This is a genomic window from Flavobacterium sp. NLM (assembly GCF_002210235.1).
GTDB lineage: Bacteria > Bacteroidota > Bacteroidia > Flavobacteriales > Flavobacteriaceae > Flavobacterium > Flavobacterium panici.
In genome coordinates this window covers 19,915-39,117 of the sequence record NZ_LIAC01000001.1, presented here as the reverse complement: position 1 = coordinate 39,117, position 19,203 = coordinate 19,915, and the positions used below count along the sequence as shown (strand labels likewise).

Here is a 19,203-nt window from a genome sequence, read left to right as displayed (position 1 = left end):
ATCCTCTTTTCAAGAATTAAAAAATCTATGTTTCTATGTGTTTAAATAAAACTGCTGTAAACAAAAAAATCCCATTACAAAATGGGATTTCTTTACTATCTAAAAAATGCAATTAATATTTAATAGCAATTTTACCAATCGTTTTTCCGGATTCTAAAAGCTGATGCGCTTTTTTAAGATTCTCAGCCGAAAGTCCTTTATAAGTTTCCTTTAAAGTTGTTTTTAAAACGCCTTCGTCTAGTAAATCGGCGATTTTATTTAAAATATGATGCTGTTCGATCATGTCTTCTGTTTGAAACATCGAACGCGTGTACATTAATTCCCATGAAAAGGAAACACTTTTCCCTTTCAGTTTATTTAAAACAACAGGTTCTGCACTTCCGGTAATGGATGCAATATGTCCTTGAGGTTTAATTAATTCTGCCATAATATCCCAATACGCATTTGTATCAACAAAATCTAAAATAAAATCTACGTGCTGAAAACCCGCTTCTCTAACCGAAGTAACTAAATCTTTATGATCAACCACAAAATCGGCTCCCTGCTGTTTACACCATTTTATTGTTTCCGGACGTGAAGCTGTCGCAATAACCGTTAATCCTGCAATTTTCTTTGATAGCTGAATGGCGATAGAGCCAACGCCGCCGGCACCTCCAATAATTAAAATAGATTTTCCTTTGTCTTTTTCAGGATTGATTCTGATTCTGTCAAAAAGAATTTCCCAGGCTGTTAAACCAGTTAACGGAATCACGGCAGCTTCTGCATTGGTTAATGATGTTGGTTTATTGCCTACAATTCTTTCGTCAATAATTTGAAATTCGGCGTTGCTTCCTTGTTTGGTTAAATCTCCGGCGTAATAAACCGGATCTCCAACTTCAAACAAAGTTACTTTTTCGCCGACTGCCTGCACAATTCCTACAGCATCCCAGCCAATAATTTTTGGGGTTTCCAGAACAGTATCTTTTGCAGCGCTTTGGCGAATTTTAAAATCTACCGGATTTACAGAAATGGCATCAATTTTTACTAATAAATCGTGCGCTCCGGGTATTGGTTTTGCAGTTTCAAATTCTATAAAACTGTCTTTTTCTTCTATGGGTAATGATGATTTGAATCCTATTGCTTTCATCGTTTTCTAAATTTTTAATTAAAATATACTAACAAAGATACGAGGGCTTTAACTCTTATAACTTGTATATTTTTATAAAATATCGGTACAAATTTTTCAATGCCTTTTATTTGTTCTCTCGCAGATTTTGCAGATTAGCAGATATTTTTATTTATCAGCTCAATCTGCAAAATCCGCGGGAAACATATTTTTTAAAGCAAATCTCTTTAAAATAATAGAGCTGATATATTTTTATTTTATATTGGTCGAAATTCGGCATTTTTGTTTAAACACATAGAAACATAGATTTTTAATTCTTGAAAAAGAGGATATTAAAAAAAACTCGTTTTTTCACACATAGCTATGTGCATTGAAAGAAGTGAAACGCCTTTACACACAAAGAAAAACTATGTTCCTATGTGTTTAAAAAACTTTAAATTTGCTAAATCAAACTTCTCAAAATGAATATCCGCAAAGCCAATATATCCGATTCAAAATCCATTGCTCCTATTTTATTACTGGCAATGGAAGATATCATTTACAAATATATGGGCAAAAAGGATCATGACAGCGCACTCGAATTGGTTTCTTATTTTACAGCAAGAGAAGGCAATCAATATTCGTATGAAAATTGTTTTGTAGCCGAGTCTGAAAATGAAATTATTGGCGCCGTCAGCGTTTATAATGGTGTCGATTTACGTGAATTACGCGCTCCTATTATTGATTATGTACATCTCAACTTTAATCCTGATTTTCATCTTGAAGAAGAAACGCAGGCTGGTGAATATTATATTGATTCGGTGGGAATAAACCCGAAATATCAGGGAAAAGGAATTGGTTCTAAAATACTTCAGTTTCTAATTGATGAATATGTGCATAAAAATAAACTGACTTTAGGATTATTGGTTGACGAAGATAATCCGCTGGCGAAAAGTCTTTATTTAAAACTTGGATTTAAGGTTGTGGGCAAAAAAACTTTGGTTGGAAAAAAACTGGATCATCTCCAAATAAGTCCGAATTAAAATTCGGCTCTGCCAAAGAAAATTAGTATTTTTAAACCAAAACAAGCCGAAATGAACCACCAAATATTTGAATCTAATTATAAGAAACTGGGATTTTTAATTCTGAATCAGGAAACTGTAGAGGAAATTAATGGTGAAGATTACAAAGCTTATATTAAGGTATTGTATTTACCAGAAGGTTATGAAATAACAATTGACTTTAAACAATACAAAACTTCGAGTCCTTCTTTGTTTTTTATAAACAGCAATCAATATTTACAGATTAATAAGGAAGGAAAAAAGCAGGGTTATTTTATGTATTATAACCGTGACTTTTATTGCGTGCAGATTCATGATGCCGAGGTTGCCTGCGACGGTTTGTTGTTCAATAATATTTTTGAAATGCCAATGACAACTTTACCTGAAAAAGAGGTTTTATTTGTGGAAGGTATTTACAGTCAGATTCAGCAGGAATTTGATGCTCCCGATTCTTCGCAGGAAGAAATGATCCGCACTTATTTGAAACAACTTATTATTAAAGCAACCCGAATCTGGAAAATACAGCAATTGGGTGTTTTAAATGATGAACCTTCAAAGGAAATGGATTTCTTCAGGGATTTCAGCCGATTGGTCGAAATTCATTTCAGAACCAAACATACGGTTGCTGATTATGCTGATATTTTAGGTCTTGCGCCAAAAACACTTTCGAATAAATTCAATCGTTTAGAGCTTTCTCAGCCCAACGATATTATTAAGGATAGAATTATTCTGGAAGCTAAAAGGCTTTTGGGCTATTCTTCCTTAAGTGTAAAAGAGATTGCATATCAATTAGGATATGAAGATCCGGCTTACTTTAACCGACTTTTTACCAATAAAGTTGGCGACACTCCGTCTAATTTCAAGAAAAAATACCTTCAAGGGAAAAATGTACAATTAGAATAGACTTTTGTCTATTTTTACAGCCTTATTACCGCCATATATTTGTCCTATCAAATTATAAATAATTAAAAAGACAAATGATATGAAAACTATTAAAGTATTACAACAAGGTTTATTTATTGCAGCATTGTTAATCGTAAATACAATTGCTTCAGCACAAGAAAGACAATTTAAAGGGCAAAATGACCCAGAAATTTTTACAAAAGTACGCGGTTTCTTAAACGCATTAAATTCTGGTGACGGAAAACCTTTGGAACAATTATCTGTTACAGACGCACGTAACGTTTTAGTTGGTGCACAAAAATCAGTTGAAGTTGATTATTCTGGTATCGAAGAATCTGAAAGAGTAATTTCTCAAAACGGTTTAAAAGTTAAAATCCATATTACAAAACCTAAAGGTGCAAAAGCTAATGCTCCTGTATTTATTTTTATTCACGGCGGCGGATGGGTTTTAGGAGATTATCCAACTCACAGAAGGCTGGTTAGAGATTTAGTTGTAGAAAGTGGTGCAGTTGCGGTTTTCCCAGATTATACTCCTTCTCCGGAAGCTCAATATCCTGTGGCAATTAATGAAATTTACGCAGCAACGCAATGGGTAGCCGAAAATGGAAAAGAAATTGGTGTAAACGGTAAAAACCTGGCTGTTGTGGGAAATAGCGTGGGTGGAAATATGACTGCTGCAATTACTTTAATGGCTAAAGATAAAAAAGGTCCTCATATTAAATTACAAGTTTTATTATGGCCTGTAACTGATGCTAATTTTGAAACTGAATCTTATAATTTATATGCTAACGGACGTTTCTTAACTAAAAATATGATGAAATGGTTTTGGGATAATTATTTGCCAGACGCTTCAAAAAGAACAGAAAAATATGCTTCCCCACTTCAGGCAAGTTTAGCAGAATTGAAAGACTTACCTCCTGCTTTAGTTCAGACTGCTGAAAATGATGTTTTAAGAGATGAAGGTGAAGCGTATGCGAGAAAATTAAACGAAGCCGGAGTTCCTGTAACTTTAACAAGATACAACGGATTGATTCACGATTACGGACTTTTAAATCCAATTGCAAATGTTCCGGCGATTCAAACTGCAATTCAACAAGCTGCGGTTGTAATTAAAACAACATTGAAATAAGAATTCAGATATTTGAAAACAAAAAGGGATAGAATTAATTTTCTATCCCTTTTTTACTTTACTAATACTTAAAATAGAAGCCTATTTTAAAAAGAAGTTGCTGATGATTACGTTCCAAGTTAATTTACAGAACTTCTAAAAATAAAAACAAAAAATCCTGAGGCAAATGTAGAATTTCATTCAGCAGTAAAAATCATTAGAAATGATGATTTCTCATTAAAAAGCCTATAAAAAAAGTAATATCGATTGTGAATTCTCCTTTTTAAACAATTTGAAGCTTAGAATATCGTTATAAAAATGATTTGCCAGCTTTTTTTAGTTGGAAAAACATTCGTTTAATCCCCCAATTTGACAAATAAATAATACACAGAATGAAAAACATAACAATATTAGAAGCAGGTTTAGTTTTAAGAATAGTTTTAGGAATAACAATGTTATCAGCAGTTGCCGACCGATTTGGATTTTGGGGCGCGCCCGGTTCGAATGGTGTTGCATGGGGAAACTGGGAAAATTTTGTTCTTTATACGCAGACGCTTAATTCTTTTGCCAGCAAATCGACAGCCGAAGTATTGGGTGCAATTGCAACAGGTTTTGAAATTCTGTTTTCTGTCTTATTAATCTTTGGTTTCAAAACCAGAATTGCTGCTTTAGGAACTGCTTTTTTAATGTTGGTTTTTGCATTTGCAATGGCAATTTCTATTTCGGTAAAAGCGCCTTTTGATTATTCTGTTTTGACAAGTGCTGCTGCGGCTTTACTGCTTTCTACAATTGGTAAAACTGCTTTTGCTGCTGATAATAAAATATAAAAAAACAAAAGAGGCTGTCTCAAAAGTCGAGATAACCTCTTTTTATTTTATAATTTTCTTTGTTCCGTAGGAACATTTCATTGGTAGAAAATTATATTGTTATTATTGTTTGCGTTCCGTAGGAACGTTTGATTTTGACATGGCTTTCTCATTTTTAACAATTTGAAACATCAAACATTCCTACGGAATGTAAATGCCGATGGTTGTAATTTTTCTACCAATGAAACATTCCTAACGGAATGATGACCGGATATCAAAAAACGAAAACGGGATAGACTACTCTATCCCGTTTTGCCCCACAAAATATTTAAAAACACCAATAACCTACAAAAGTGCTTCTACATAGTTTGCGATTTGAGAATCAGTTTGGGAATTAAAAGAAGACTGCACCAATTGGACGGTTAAAAACAAGGTGTCATCTTTTAATTCCATTTTAACGTCATCATTATTTTCAGAATTTGTTAAGTTAATGGTGCTCAGTTTTTCCTGCAGCGCTTCTTTTCCCATATCATCAGAACAGATTTTTTTTACGAAAGATTCTACGTCGTCAAAAACAATATCCAGTCTTGATAAAGGATATTGATCATAAGCTGTAAAAGTATTCCAGTCAATATCTACTTTAATATCATAACCCGCTCTTTCTTTTAGTTTTGCTTCAAAAGCCGGAAGTTTTTCTACTTTAATCGATTCTGCTAAACGTTTTTCTGCTAATCCCATATTTAATTTAATTGATTAATTATTGGGGCAAATTTATCTTCCGTATTTTTATCTGGCATCACTATTTATAGTGATTTTGATTTCTATTTTAATACTGATTTATCTGAATCAATTTTGCCTTTATTGGTTATAATTTCGGTTAACATTGCCGATTGATATCCCATCATTTTTGCTTTTCTGGCTTCTTTTAGTGCTTTTTCGGGCTGTTTTAATTTATAATACATTTCCCCGAGATTGCACACAAAAATGGGTTCTTTCGGATTTATTTCGATTGCTTTTTCAAAATACGGCAGTGATTCTTCATAGCGAAGTTCTCTATCTAAAATACATCCGTAATTGTTGTAAATAAGAGCATTTACAGGAGGCTCGTGCTGTGTTTTTGTGAAATAATATTTTCTTTTTTTAAAGCTGGCTTCAAAACCTTTCGTATACCATAATATTCTGGTTTCAAGAAAATAAGCCGAAGCATATTGAGGGTCTATAAGCAATATAGCATTACATGTTTTTTGTGCTTCTTCATAATTTTTGGCAAAAATAAAATCCCAGCCTTCTTTTAAAAGTGCCCTTTTGGTTTCGTCTTCTTTTTGCTCGAGATGTTCGTCGTCTATTTCTTTTTTTCGATATTCGTCTATTTCAATTTCCCAGCCTGTGAAAACTATTTTTTTATCGTTTCCAATTACTGTAAAAATTAAATCTTTTGCTACAGCATCTTTAAAATCAAGAGAAAACAAAACCTGGTTTTTTGAACCCGCTGCCAGAACTTCTTCAATTTTCTGGTTTAATTTTTGAACATCAACATGTACTCGCATCCAGGTTCGTAAATAAGACCCTCTATGTACAAAAATGATTTTTCTGGGCAAATGTCTTAAAGCCGGTTCTGCAATGGCTTCTTTTTCAATTTTATAATATTTAAAATAATTATCGTTTATTTCGAGATAATTGCGTTTGTCTAAGCCTTCAAATTCTAAATTCCAAACTACAAGTTTATCTTTTAATTCAAAACGTTCCTGAATGTCATTGGAGTTTTTTATTCTTTCAATTAACTGAGAAAAACGTTCTTCGTTATCATAAAATCTATGACAACGTCGGTTTGCTATAATTTTTTCTTGTTTTTGTTCTTCGGTTATTTCAGTTTCATTATTGGCTTCAAAGTCCAGTAAAACCGTATCATCGTTGTATAATTTAAAGCCTCCGTTTTGGTAAATATGAAGATAGATTCGCTTCGACTTTTTACCTCGAATGTTTTTGGGTTCGTCTAACGGATATTTCTCTTCTTCAAGCTCTAATTTCTCCATCGGAAACGGAACATCAATATTATAATACCGATCTTCCACTATAGAAAACCATGAGATTTGAAAACGGTCTGCATCAAACGGAATATGAATTAAACCGGAAAAAGTTGATTGGTTTAAATGATAGTATTTAGATTGTGTTTCCATTTCTGAAAGTTCTTCTTCTGAATAAAAACAAATATTATTCTCCAGTTTTATATCTGAAATTACATGTTTTGAAGAATTAACAAATGCAATCGAATCAATATGCATTAAAAGTTCGCGATCGTGAAAAACGCTAAAAGTGGCTTTAAAATAAGTACTGGCCAGATTGACTTGTGCGTAATGATTTGAGCCAAAATAATGTGTATAATAAACCAGCGGAGTACCAAGTAAAACGGCAAGCCATATTGAAAAATACAAGCCATTAAAAGTTCCTGTTTTTTGATACGTAACCAAAGCATAAACGCCATAATCGACAAAAAGCAGCAATGCGGTTATCACAATAACGCCAAACACAAATTCTAAACTGATACTGGCACTGGATTTTCCGTAATAAAAAAAGTAAAAATAACCGCACCAGGCAATGGCAGCATTAAAAAACACCGCAAATCCAAGTCCGAGGAAGTACAATAGAAAATAACTTATAAGCGCGGCAACAAACAATAATCCGACAGGAAAGAAAATTTCTCCGCTAAAGTAAACGGGATCAACTCTTTTATACGAACGGTAATTTTTCATGATTTATTCTTCAATTTTAAAACCGCAAATGTAAAAGTTCGTTATAGTGGAGAAGTCATTATAAATGATGATTTTTTTTAATTGTTAATTGTAAATGGTGAATTGTTAATTTTCAGTCGCAGTTTTCAGTCGCAGTTTTCAGTCGTAGTTTTCAGTCGTAGTTTTCAGTCGCTATAACTTTGTCAAAGTTTAAAACTTTGACAAAGTTTTTGAGCACCAAGACTGAAAACTGAGACTGCGACTGAAAACTAAAAAAACATTTTTAAGGTATATTTAAGGTCGTAAACTCATTCCGAACAAATATGTATTCGTAAATTAGCATCAAACAAAATATATCTTAATGACAGTACTTACTTTTACCCTGATAATGCTGCTTGGTGCTTTTTTAGCAGGCTTTATTGGTTCATTATCAGGCTTGGGCGGAGGTATAATAATTATTCCGCTACTCACTATTATTCTTGGTGTTGATATTCATTATGCAATTGGAGCCGCTTTAGTTTCGGTAATTGCGACTTCCTCGGGTTCTGCGGCGGCTTATGTTAAAGAGGGAATTACCAATATGCGCCTCGGCATTTTTCTGGAAATCGCTACAACTATTGGAGCCGTTTGTGGTGCTTTACTTTCGACCATCGCTCCTACTTCATTTATCGCCGTTTTATTCGGACTTACCTTGATTTTTTCGGCTATAAATTCGCTTCGTAAAAAAGAAGAACATATTGTTTTAGAATCAAGTCCGCTTGCTAAAAGTTTAAAACTTCAGGGAACTTACCCAACGCACGACGGACAAGTGGTAAGCTACGGAACTAAAAATGTTATTGGCGGTTTCTGTATGATGGGAATTGCCGGAATGATGTCGGGTTTACTGGGGATTGGTTCTGGTGCTTTTAAAGTTATTGCGATGGATAATATTATGCGAATTCCGTTTAAGGTTTCTACCACAACCAGCAATTTTATGATGGGTGTTACGGCAATGGCGAGTTCTGTTATTTACATTCAAAAAGGATATATCGAACCGGGAATTTGTATGCCGGTTGTTATTGGGGTTTTGTTTGGCGCAATGGCCGGAGCAAAAATTTTGGTTAGAACAAATCCTAAAAAACTTAGGATATTTTTTGCCTGTTTAATTTTTGTGCTGGCAGTTAATATGATCTACAATGGACTTAATGGAAAAATCTAAAGTTATGACGCACGAAAAATTTGGAGAAAAAGATTTTCAAACCATTATTGGAAACTTATTACGCTATGGCGTTTGGATTTCATTATCAGTAGCTTTTATTGGCGGAATCGTTTATTTGATGCACCACGGAAATGACATTGAAGATTATTCTGTTTTTAAGGAAAATGACCGAAATATCTTTGAAGTAATTACATCGGTTGTGAATGGTGTAATTTCGGGAAGCGGCGAATTTTTAATCTTCTTCGGAATCATATTATTGTTTTTAACTCCCGTTTTCAGGGTTTTACTTTCTCTTTTCTCTTTTTTGATCGAGAAAGATTATTTATATGTAGTGATCACGCTGATTGTTATTCTGATTATTATAACCAGTATTTCATTTGGATTTTCACATTAGAAAATTGTAGATTTTAGATTTTAGATTGTGGAATTTGGAATTTAAAAATTGGAATTTGATATTGATATTGACATTGTCATTGAAATTTAAAAATATTTTATGGAAATAGGAATCGATAGTTTTGCTTCGGCAATGTACGGCGACAGCAACACTTTGAGTAGTGTTGACGCGATGGAACAACTGCTGCAGAGAATTGAATTTGCAGATCAGGCTGGATTGGATGTTTTTGGAATTGGAGAACATCATAAAAAAGAATTTCTGGATTCGGCAACAGCGGTAATTTTGAGTGCGGCTGCGGCTCGGACAAAAAATATCAGACTGGCAAGTGCGGTAACGGTTTTAAGTGCTGCTGACCCTGTTAGGGTTTACCAAAGTTTTGCGACATTGGATTTAATTTCAAAAGGCAGAGCCGAAATTGTTGTCGGGCGCGGATCTGCTATTGAAGCTTATCCTCTTTTTGGATATGATCTTAAAGATTATGATGCGCTTTTTAAAGAGAAACTTGAATTGCTTTTACAGGTTAGAGATAACGAATTTATAACGTGGTATGGGAAATTTCGTCCGGAACTGAATAATCTTCCGGTTTATCCGAGGGCTTTACAGGAAAAAATGCCGATTTGGCTTGGCGTTGGTGGAACTCCGGAATCTTTTGTAAGAGCCGGAAGTTTAGGATTGCCTTTAATGGTTGCCGTTATTGGCGGACAAACACATCGTTTTAGACCTTTGATTGATTTATACCGTGAAGCCGGAAAAGCGGCTGGTTTTAAACCGCACGAATTAAAAGTTGGATTGCATTCGCCGGGTTATGTTTCGAATACAACCGAAAAAGCTATCGAAGAATATTATCCGGGCTATGCCGAATTGTGGACAAAATTAGGATATGAGAGAGGCTGGCCTCCGGTTACAAAAGGTAAATTTGACGGATTAATTGATGATCTTGGTGTTTTAATTGTGGGAAGTCCTGAAAGGGCTGCAGAGAAAATTTTACGTCACAGCGAAGCGCTTGGCGGTGTTGAAAGATTTACGTTCCAAATGGACAACGCAGGATTAACACATTCTCAATTAATGAACGCCATAGAACTTATTGGAACAAAACTAATTCCTTTGATTAAGAAAGGGTAATAGTTTGTGTGGTTTTGGGCCACAGATTACACAGATTAAACGGATTTACACTGGTGTTTTTTATCTGGTACTATTAATAAAATAAAATCGTGCAAATCCGTTTAATCCGTCAAATCCGTGGACAAATTTTCAAAAAAACTTTGAACCTTTGCCGCTCTGAACCTCTGAACCTATAAAAAAGAAAGCATCCGTTTTAGCGGATGCTTTCTTTTTTAATTGTAATTTTTCAACCAGAACAATTAAATATTTTTAGAATTTGTATGTTACGCCAAATCTGAAGTTTCTTGGTTGTTCTGTCTGCCAATAGTAAGCATTAATATTAGTTGAAGCATAATAAGAACCACTGTAAAGATATTTGTCTAAAATATTAAATACATTCGCTGTAAATTTCATTTTTCCAATCTCATAAGATAAACCACCATCAAGTTTAAAATATTCTGGAAGTCTTTCGAGTCCGACAGCCCAAGTATCTGTTTGTCTTCCTGCAAGGTATGTACCTCCAATAGACGCTCCAAATCCTTTTAACTTACCATTTACAAGAGTATAATTTAGCCATGCATTTGCAACATGTTTAGAGAAACCCGGTACAGTAGAACCTTGTATAATACTTGGAACATTAGAATCTGTAACTATAGATTCTGTAAAAGCATAATTTGCAATTAAATTAAGACCGTCAAAGATTTTTCCTCTAAGATCAACTTCTATACCTTGTGCTCTTTTTTCTCCTAATACAACTTTAAATACATCATTAGGTCCATTAGCAGGATCAGAAGTCAATTCGTTTTCTTTCAAAATTCTATAAGCAGCAACTGTAGTACTCCATGATCCGTCAAACCAATCTTTTTTAATTCCAAACTCGATATTATTTCCAGTAAGAGGTTTAATTGGATCTCCATTTTGAATAATTCCTGATTGAGGCGTAAAAGCCTGATCATACAATCCGTAAACCGATGTACTTGGCGTTATAGAATAACTAATACCAACACGAGGTGTAATGTGAGTATCTTCTTGAACATCGCCCCAGTTTGTCTGATTAATCCATGTATATCTTGCCGCAAGAGTCAATCTCAATTTATTTTCAAAGAAACCTAATTCATCCTGAATGTAAGCAGCCGTATATTTTGAAATCATACCGCCAAAAGATCTCTCCTTAAGCGGTGTATCACGATCAAAAACAGGCAGTCCGTTTGCCGGCAATCCGTAATTTGGTGCAAAAATATTAAACGGATTATCGAAAGTATCTAAATCATGTGATTGGTAAAAATCTGCATAGTATTCTTTATTTCCTGCATCTATTCCTCCTAATACTTTATGAGAAACAGGTCCGGTATTGAATTTACCATTAACAAAAATCTGTCCTAAAAACATGTCGCTTTCCGCATCCCAAATACCAACATTTCGTATAATTTCACCATACCCAAGAGTTCCGTCAGGTATCTCATCATAATCTAAATCAACTGGTCCGGGCCCAACTCCGGTTGGCCATGAGCTGTATCCTTTTTGTAGATATTTAAAATATGATGTTTGTGCAGTAAGTTTCCAGTTGTCATCAAATTTATGTTCAAATGTAAAATATCCGCTGTGATCGTTCATTTTTGTATCTGGCAGACCCGGCTGTGTCATAGTAAAATTTCTTGGCAAAGTTGCATATCCTCCAGCGTCAGCTCCAAAAATATAATAAGAACCAACCTCAGTCATATTAGCCATTTGATAATTGTACTCTAAAGTAACTTTTGTTTTATCATCAATTTGATACGAAAGTACCGGAGCAATTACATAACGGTCATTGTGTTCAAACGGTCTGTGAGAACCTTTCTTTTGAAAAGCACCATTAAAACGATATAAAAACTTCCCTTCTTTATCAAATTTTCCATCAAGATCAATACTTGCTCTGTAAAAATCAAAACTTCCAGCCATAACAGTGGCTTCTCCTTTGGTAATCCCGGTTGGTTTTTTAGTCACAACATTATAAAGTCCGCTTGGATCACCACTCGAAAGCATAAATCCTGCTGGTCCTTTCACAAATTCGATATGATCCACAAAACTCATATCTTCTGTCAATGGTCCCCAAAAAGAAGTAACTACATTAAATCCGTTACGGAAAGCCTGGATTTGTGAACCACGCATTGTAATATTCGTATACATATCTCCCCAGTGTTCTAATCGCACAGCACCACTCACATTACGTATCACTCCATCGCTCATACTGATAATCTGCTGGTCTTTTAAAGTTTGTCCGCTTACGATTTGAATATTCTGTGGGATTTCAAGTACCGGAGTCTGAAGACGTAATGACAATGAGGGCTTGTCTTGTTTGTATTTATTTTTTGTAATAACAACTTCATCAAGATCTTCCTGACTTTCAGAAAGTGTAAAGTTTTTGGTAGTAGTCTGTTTTGCCGTTACTACGATTGTGTTTTCAACGGCATGAATTCCAACTGCACGAACACTAATCGTGTAAGAACCCGGCTTAACATTTTTAATTTCATATTGACCGTTGTCATTTGTAACAGCCGAATATCTTGTTCCTTTTAGAACTATTGAAACACCCGGCACTGGTTCGTTACCGCTTAAAGAAATCTTTCCGTTTACCTTTCCTAATTCCTGACTCATTACATTTAGTGAAGTCAAAAGAACCATCAAAAAACAAACTTTCTTAATGATATTTATACTCATTTTAGTACTATTTTAAGTTTTGTTTGGCAAAAGTAAACGGTAATGCTGGGTTTTCCAAATTATTTTTAATTATTCTAAATAAATATAAAATAATAAGACTGTTTAGTGATATTTTTACACTTGTAACTTTATAAACTTTAAGAGAAAGCAAATAATTGAGGAAGTATAGTTATCTTTAATCCGCAAAATAATTTCCAGAACAACAAAAAACATAAATCAATGAATACCACAAAAACAGTTAGAAAAGTAGCTATTGTAGGTTATAATCGAATTCCGTTTGCAAGAGCCAATACCGCTTACGCAAATGTTGGAAATCAGGAAATGATGACCGCAGCCTTAAACGGGCTTATTGATAAATATAATTTAAAGGGACAATTGTTAGGTGAAGTTGCAGGAGGCGCCGTAATAAAACATTCTTATGACATGAATATGATCAGAGAATGTGTTATGAAAACGGCTCTCGATCCCGCTACCCCAGCCTGCGATTTGCAGCAAGCCTGTGATACCGGAATTGAAAGTGCAGTTTATATTGCCAATAAAATTGCGCTTGGCCAGATCGAATCCGGAATTGCCGGAGGTGTCGACTCTATTAGTGATATGCCAATTGCGGTAAGTGAAAATTTGAGAAAAACATTGCTTAAAGCCAGACAGGCAAAATCATTGGGTGAAAAAATCAAGGCGTTTTTAAAGCTTCGTCCAAAAGATTTTTCTCCGTTAGTTCCAAGAAATGAAGAAACACAAACCGGACTTTCGATGGGCGGACATACGGAGAGTACGGCAAAATATTATAAAATTCCAAGGGAAGATCAGGACAATCTGGCTCTTAAAAGTCATTTGAATATGGCAAAAGCGTATGACGAAGGTTTTTTTGCTGATATGATAACGCCTTTTAACGGACTTGACCGAGATAATAATTTAAGGAAAGACAGCAGTATAGAAAAACTGGCGAAACTAAATCCTGCTTTTGATAAAGCAAACGGAACTTTAACCGCCGGGAATTCAACTCCTTTAACTGACGGTGCTTCCTGCATACTTTTAGCCAGCGAAGAATGGGCAAACGAACGCGGATTACCAATTTTGGCTTATATTACTTTTGCTGAAATTGCGGCGATTGAATATGTAAAAAATCAGCAGAATCTTTTATTGGCGCCTTTATTTGCAGCCAGCAGAATGCTTGAAAAAGCGGAATTAAATTTACAGGATTTTGATTATTATGAAATTCACGAAGCTTTTGCCGCTCAGGTTTTAGCAACTTTAAAAATTTGGGAAAGCCCGGAATTGAGTGCCGAATTAGGCTTGAAGAAAACACTTGGTGCAATTGACAGGGAAAAACTAAATGTAAAAGGAAGCAGTCTTGCAGCCGCGCATCCTTTTGCCGCAACCGGAGGAAGAATAATTGGCGTTATGGCAAAATTATTAAATGAAAAAGGTTCAGGAAGAGGGTTTGTTTCTATCTGCGCCGCAGGAGGACAAGGCGTTACGATGATTATTGAAAAATAATAAAATTTATAAATCTGCTGAATCTGCGAGAGTATTTTTTTTGCACGCAGATTTGGCAGATTTGGCAGATTTTTTAATTTCTCTCTTTTTTAAAAAGCAAATTCTGCAACAGAAGATAAGGTTTTAATTTCATTTATAAATCCGTTGAATCTGCTGAATCTGCGGGAGTTTTTTTTTTGCACGCAGATTTAGCAGATTTGGCAGATTTGGCAGATTTTTTAATTTCTCTCTTTTTAAAAAATAAATTCTGCAACAGAAGATAAGGTTTTAATTTCATTTTATAAATCCGTTGAATCTGCTAAATCTGCGGGAGTATTTTTTTTTTGCACGCAGATTTGGCAGATTTCTTATTTTCTTTTCTTTTTTAAAAAGCAAAATCTTCAACAGAAGATAAAGCTTTTGGTAAAGCATTTTGTGCAAAATCAGGAATTGCAGTTCCTTCCACACGGAAAGTTGTAACATCAGTCATTCCTAAAAAGCCTAATACAGTTCTAAGATATGATTCCGAGAAATCGTAACTTTTGTATGGCCCTTCAGAAAATATAGCTCCGGAAGCGATTGACAAGTATACTTTTTTATCGGTAACTAATCCTTTTGCTCCTTCCGGACTATAGCTAAAAGTTTTTCCTGCTCTTGCAACCTGATCGATCCATCCTTTTAAAACTGCCGGAATTCCGAAGTTGTATAAAGGCACACCAATCACGATTATATCCGATTCTAATAACGTTTTTATTGCTGCATCAGAATATTTCAATGCGTCTGTTTGTTCTGGCGTATGAGCTTCTGCAGGTGTATAAACCGCATTAATATGCGAACCTGTTAAATAAGGCAAAGGTGTTTGAGTAAGATCTAGTGTTTGTACTTCCGTTTCTGTTTGTGCTGCTAGTTTTTCGATAATAGCATTTGATAATTGATTACTAAACGAAGTGTCTCCGTTTGTACTGGTAATTATGCGTAGAATTTTTTGGCTCATGATTTAAATTATTTGTTTTACGATACAAACTTATCTACATTTGCTATCTCTTTTATAGTACTATCCCCGAGGATAGCGCTACCCTTGAGGATAGTAATGTGATATATATGGAAGCAGAAGTAAAAACAGCAGTAAGAACATTCAAAAAAGAAGATAAAGATTGCAAACCACAAGAATGCATGGCGGCATTATTGCCTGTAAGAGATGCTTTAGAAGTTTTAAGCGGAAGATGGAAACTACCCATTTTAATTGCTTTGTCTGACAGACCAAAACGTTTTAAAGAAATCTCAAAAGACATCAACGGAATTACGGACAAAATGCTTTCGAAAGAATTAAAAGATCTCGAAATCAATAAACTTGTTACTAGAACTGTTTACGATACTTTTCCGCCAACGGTCGAATATTCACGCACCCAGCACAGTCAATCTTTAGGAGATGTTATCATGGCCCTAAAAGACTGGGGAACTTTACACCGAAAAGAAATTATCGGAAAATAAAAGTTTTTTTGCCACAGATTAAAAGGATTAAAATGATTTTAAAATCTACTTAACCTGATCCCGATAATTATAAGGATTGTGTAAAAAAAACTTTGTGCCTTAGTGCCTTTGTGGCATTATCACTAAATCGATATCGTAAAGAAATTTTAGTAAACTAAATAATTATACAGAAAAAGTTTAAATTTGATTACCCAAATCACTAAAAATTCTGAATAATTATGAGAAAAAATCTACAATTTAACATTAAAAATAAATTGCTTAGTCATCTAATAATAGCTTTTGCTTTATTGATTTCTTCACAATCCTATTCGCAATACATCACGCAAAACCTTGCTCCTACTGCGGTTATCAAAGAAGGACTTTCGCTGGAACAATCTTCTGACGGAAGAATTTTTATAGCAGAACGCGGCGGGATTGTTAAAGTGTTTCAAAACAATACGGTTACAAATGTATTTACCGTTCCTACCGTAACAGATAACGAACAAGGGTTACTTGGATTAACGCTGCATCCTAACTTTGCAACAAACGGTTACATTTATGTTTTTTATTCTATACAACCAGCAGGAGAAAAAGTCAGACATAAAATTGAAAGAATCAAAATTGACAATGCTAACCAAGTAGTAAGCAGACAGGAAATTTTACTTTTAGAACCTATTGGTAACGGATTTCATAATGGCGGAGATTTAAAATTCTTCCATGGATTTTTGTATGTAACCGTTGGAGATAGTCAGCAAAACACTAATTCTCAGGATTTAGACACTTATAAAGGAAAAATTCTTCGTATTACAGAAGACGGACTTCCTGCACCGGGAAATCCATTTTACGGAAGCGGTTCTGTACAAAGACAAAGCATCTGGGTTTACGGATTTAGAAATCCGTGGAGACTTGTTCCCAATGCTGTTGCCGATAAATTATTTGTACTGGATGTTGGAACTTCATGGGAAGAAATTAATGAAATCAGCAATCCAACAATTCGCAATTATGCCTGGGGACATCCGCAGGGAGGCGACGGAATGCAAACCGAAACTGATTTATTTACAAATCCGATATTTACCTACGCAACGGGAAGTATTGGAAATGCTTTAACAAATGGAGTTTTGTATAATCCAACAATCTCCCGTTATCCTAATTTACAGGGAAAATTCATTATCAAAGATTTTGTCCGAAATGCAATTCGCTGGTTTGATCCTAATGTTGCGAATCCCGTTTCTACAGAATTTTATTCGGCACCACAATTTCAGGTATTGGGTATGATGTTAGGAAATGATGGTTTCATTTATTACTGTGAATACGGAAATAATGGTTCATTAATTAAATTAGACTATATAGCAACCGCTGCACCAACAATTGTAAATCATCCGGTTTCTCAAACTATAATGGAAACAGATCCGGTAACTTTTACAGTTTCGGCAAGCGGAACAGGTTTAACCTATCAATGGCAGTTTAATAATGTCGATATTAACGGAGCAACCGGAGCAAGTTATACAATTCCTAATGTAACAAATGCAAATGCAGGCGATTACAAAGTTATTGTAACTAATACAGCAGGAAATGTAACCAGTAATCCGGCAACATTAACGGTAAAACCATTCAGTAATAAACCAACGGTAACAATTGTTTCTCCGCTTCCATCATTAAAATGGAATGCTGAAGATGTAGTTCATTTTGAAGCCACTGCAACAGATGTTGAGGACGGAACTTTACCTGCAAGTGCCTTTTCATGGAGTATTGATCTTTTTCACGAAGATATTCCGGGAGCCGGACACTCGCATCCTGGTGCAAGTCCGCAAGGTGTAAAATCTGGGGATTTCACCGCTTCAAATCAAGGAGAAAAAACACCAAATGTGTGGTACAGATTTACGGTAAAAGTAACCGACAGCGATGGTTTAACTGCTACTACTTTTGTTGATATTAAACCTAATTTGGTTGATGTTACTGCGACAAGTTCACCAGTACCACTTAATTTAGAATTCAATCAAAAACCAGTTACAGCACCTTCTACAAAACAAGTTGTGGCAAATGCAGCGGTACAAACTTTAAATGCACCAACGCCTCAGTATATTGAAAATACGCGTTACGATTTTGACCATTGGAGTCAGGGCGGAGCTGCAAATCAAACTTTTACGGCGCCAGCAACAGGAACCATTACATATACAGCATTTTATACAGCAACTGTACTTCAAAATGCACCATATCAGGGATTAGTTGCTCAAATTCCGGGAACTATTGAAGCAGAAAATTATGATGTTGGCCCGGGTGCTTTTCTGGATAAAAACGGCGGCGGAGATAATGTATACAGAGCTGGCGACGGCGTAGGAACTGAAGCGTGTAACGAAGGCGGATATAATCTTGCGTATGTAGCAAAAGATGAATGGCTGAAATATTCTGCAAGAGTAAGTACCAGCGGAAATTATACCATCAATTTAAGAATTTCAACACCTTATATTAACCGAAAATTACATCTTGAGGTAGACGGTGTAAACGTTACCGGAATACTAAATATCCCAAATACGGGAGGTTTCCAGGCATGGCAGACTGTTGCCGTTCCTAATATTCCTTTAACGCAGGGTAATCATGTCATTACTTTATATTTTGATGAAAATGACATTAACGTAAACAAAATGGATTTTGTATTGTCTGGAATTACCAGCCCGGTAGCCGATTATGAGTTTACACCACAAATGGGTTGCGAAAATGAGCCTGTTACTTTTACATCCGTTTCTATTGGTACAATTGATAACTATTTATGGAATTTTGGTGCTGACGCTCAGCCTGCAACAGCAACCGGAGCTGGCCCTCATACTGTAACTTATTCTACAGAAGGAGATAAAGAAGTTTCACTTACCGTAAGCAATTCAGAAGGAAGCAACACGAAAACAGTTACATATATGGTTCACGACTGTCACCTTGGTGTTGAAAATCCAAATGCAGAACCAAATGCAATTGTAGTTTATCCAAATCCATCAAAAGGAATATTCCATTTATCAAAAGAACTGGAATGGACTGTATTTTCTGCTGCAGGAAATAAAATTAAACAAGGAAAAGGAAATGTAATTTCAATTTCTGAACAAGCAACTGGAATTTATTTTATAAAAACTAATGCTTCCAGTAAAGCAATCCCAGTAAGTAAACAATAATTTTATTTTTTAAGT

15 protein-coding genes are annotated in these 19,203 nt (G+C 35.0%); 10 read left to right on the top strand and 5 right to left on the bottom strand.

Translation table 11 applies throughout. The features are described 5' to 3' along the window. Nucleotides 1–112: 112 nt before the first annotated feature. Nucleotides 113–1,126: a zinc-binding alcohol dehydrogenase family protein gene (locus APR43_RS00165; RefSeq protein ID WP_053470331.1), complete on the bottom strand. Its 1,014-nt coding sequence runs from the start codon at nucleotides 1,124–1,126 to the stop codon at nucleotides 113–115. 440 nt (nucleotides 1,127–1,566) lie between these two features. On the opposite strand from APR43_RS00165, the gene APR43_RS00160 reads away from it, so the two are divergent. The 4 genes from APR43_RS00160 (at nucleotide 1,567) to APR43_RS00145 (ending at nucleotide 4,983) form a co-directional block, all read left to right on the top strand. After that, complete coding sequence (locus tag APR43_RS00160; RefSeq protein ID WP_053470330.1) at nucleotides 1,567–2,127, top strand: GNAT family N-acetyltransferase; 561 nt, start codon at nucleotides 1,567–1,569, stop codon at nucleotides 2,125–2,127. A 51-nt stretch (nucleotides 2,128–2,178) separates the two neighbouring features. Next, a complete protein-coding gene (locus APR43_RS00155) occupies nucleotides 2,179–3,048 on the top strand; it encodes a helix-turn-helix domain-containing protein (protein ID WP_053470329.1) in 870 nt (289 codons plus the stop codon). A 79-nt stretch (nucleotides 3,049–3,127) separates the two neighbouring features. Beyond that, the gene (locus APR43_RS00150) at nucleotides 3,128–4,177 is read left to right on the top strand and encodes an alpha/beta hydrolase (protein WP_205720317.1); all 1,050 of its coding nucleotides are present in this window, start codon (nucleotides 3,128–3,130) and stop codon (nucleotides 4,175–4,177) included. 371 nt (nucleotides 4,178–4,548) lie between these two features. Further along, on the top strand, nucleotides 4,549–4,983 hold the full coding sequence (locus tag APR43_RS00145) for a DoxX family protein (RefSeq protein WP_053470328.1): 435 nt from the start codon (nucleotides 4,549–4,551) through the stop codon (nucleotides 4,981–4,983). A gap of 324 nt (nucleotides 4,984–5,307) precedes the next feature. Here APR43_RS00145 and APR43_RS00140 read toward each other — a convergent pair whose 3' ends face one another. Both APR43_RS00140 and APR43_RS00135 read right to left on the bottom strand, forming a co-directional pair. After that, nucleotides 5,308–5,700: a hypothetical protein gene (locus APR43_RS00140; protein WP_053470327.1), complete on the bottom strand. Its 393-nt coding sequence runs from the start codon at nucleotides 5,698–5,700 to the stop codon at nucleotides 5,308–5,310. An 83-nt stretch (nucleotides 5,701–5,783) separates the two neighbouring features. Next, nucleotides 5,784–7,712 carry a tetratricopeptide repeat protein gene (locus APR43_RS00135; protein WP_053470326.1) on the bottom strand — a complete coding sequence of 643 codons (1,929 nt, stop codon included), beginning with the start codon at nucleotides 7,710–7,712 and terminating at the stop codon, nucleotides 5,784–5,786. Between the two features lie 340 nt (nucleotides 7,713–8,052). Between APR43_RS00135 and APR43_RS00130 the strand changes: the two genes are divergently transcribed. The 3 genes from APR43_RS00130 (at nucleotide 8,053) to APR43_RS00120 (ending at nucleotide 10,405) form a co-directional block, all read left to right on the top strand. After that, nucleotides 8,053–8,889, top strand: coding sequence for a sulfite exporter TauE/SafE family protein (locus tag APR43_RS00130; RefSeq protein ID WP_053470325.1), 837 nt, complete (start codon nucleotides 8,053–8,055; stop codon nucleotides 8,887–8,889). Beyond that, nucleotides 8,876–9,283: a DUF1634 domain-containing protein gene (locus APR43_RS00125; RefSeq protein WP_082356352.1), complete on the top strand. Its 408-nt coding sequence runs from the start codon at nucleotides 8,876–8,878 to the stop codon at nucleotides 9,281–9,283. The genes APR43_RS00130 and APR43_RS00125 overlap by 14 nt, the downstream gene beginning before the upstream one ends. 99 nt (nucleotides 9,284–9,382) lie before the next feature. Next, the gene (locus tag APR43_RS00120) at nucleotides 9,383–10,405 is read left to right on the top strand and encodes an LLM class flavin-dependent oxidoreductase (RefSeq protein ID WP_053470324.1); all 1,023 of its coding nucleotides are present in this window, start codon (nucleotides 9,383–9,385) and stop codon (nucleotides 10,403–10,405) included. Nucleotides 10,406–10,654: 249 nt separating this feature from the next. Here the strand turns inward: APR43_RS00120 and APR43_RS00115 are convergent, their stop codons facing one another. Next, nucleotides 10,655–13,081 (bottom strand): TonB-dependent receptor, encoded by a 2,427-nt coding sequence (locus APR43_RS00115; protein WP_053470323.1) that lies wholly within the window; start codon nucleotides 13,079–13,081, stop codon nucleotides 10,655–10,657. Nucleotides 13,082–13,300: 219 nt separating this feature from the next. On the opposite strand from APR43_RS00115, the gene APR43_RS00110 reads away from it, so the two are divergent. After that, nucleotides 13,301–14,581, top strand: a complete 1,281-nt coding sequence (locus APR43_RS00110; protein WP_053470322.1) for an acetyl-CoA C-acetyltransferase — start codon at nucleotides 13,301–13,303, stop codon at nucleotides 14,579–14,581. A 364-nt stretch (nucleotides 14,582–14,945) separates the two neighbouring features. Here APR43_RS00110 and APR43_RS00105 read toward each other — a convergent pair whose 3' ends face one another. Next, nucleotides 14,946–15,554 (bottom strand): FMN-dependent NADH-azoreductase, encoded by a 609-nt coding sequence (locus APR43_RS00105; protein ID WP_053470321.1) that lies wholly within the window; start codon nucleotides 15,552–15,554, stop codon nucleotides 14,946–14,948. Nucleotides 15,555–15,661: 107 nt separating this feature from the next. Between APR43_RS00105 and APR43_RS00100 the strand changes: the two genes are divergently transcribed. Then, nucleotides 15,662–16,051 carry a winged helix-turn-helix transcriptional regulator gene (locus APR43_RS00100; RefSeq protein WP_082356351.1) on the top strand — a complete coding sequence of 130 codons (390 nt, stop codon included), beginning with the start codon at nucleotides 15,662–15,664 and terminating at the stop codon, nucleotides 16,049–16,051. Nucleotides 16,052–16,269: 218 nt separating this feature from the next. After that, nucleotides 16,270–19,188 carry a PQQ-dependent sugar dehydrogenase gene (locus APR43_RS00095; RefSeq protein WP_053470320.1) on the top strand — a complete coding sequence of 973 codons (2,919 nt, stop codon included), beginning with the start codon at nucleotides 16,270–16,272 and terminating at the stop codon, nucleotides 19,186–19,188. Nucleotides 19,189–19,203: the final 15 nt, after the last annotated feature.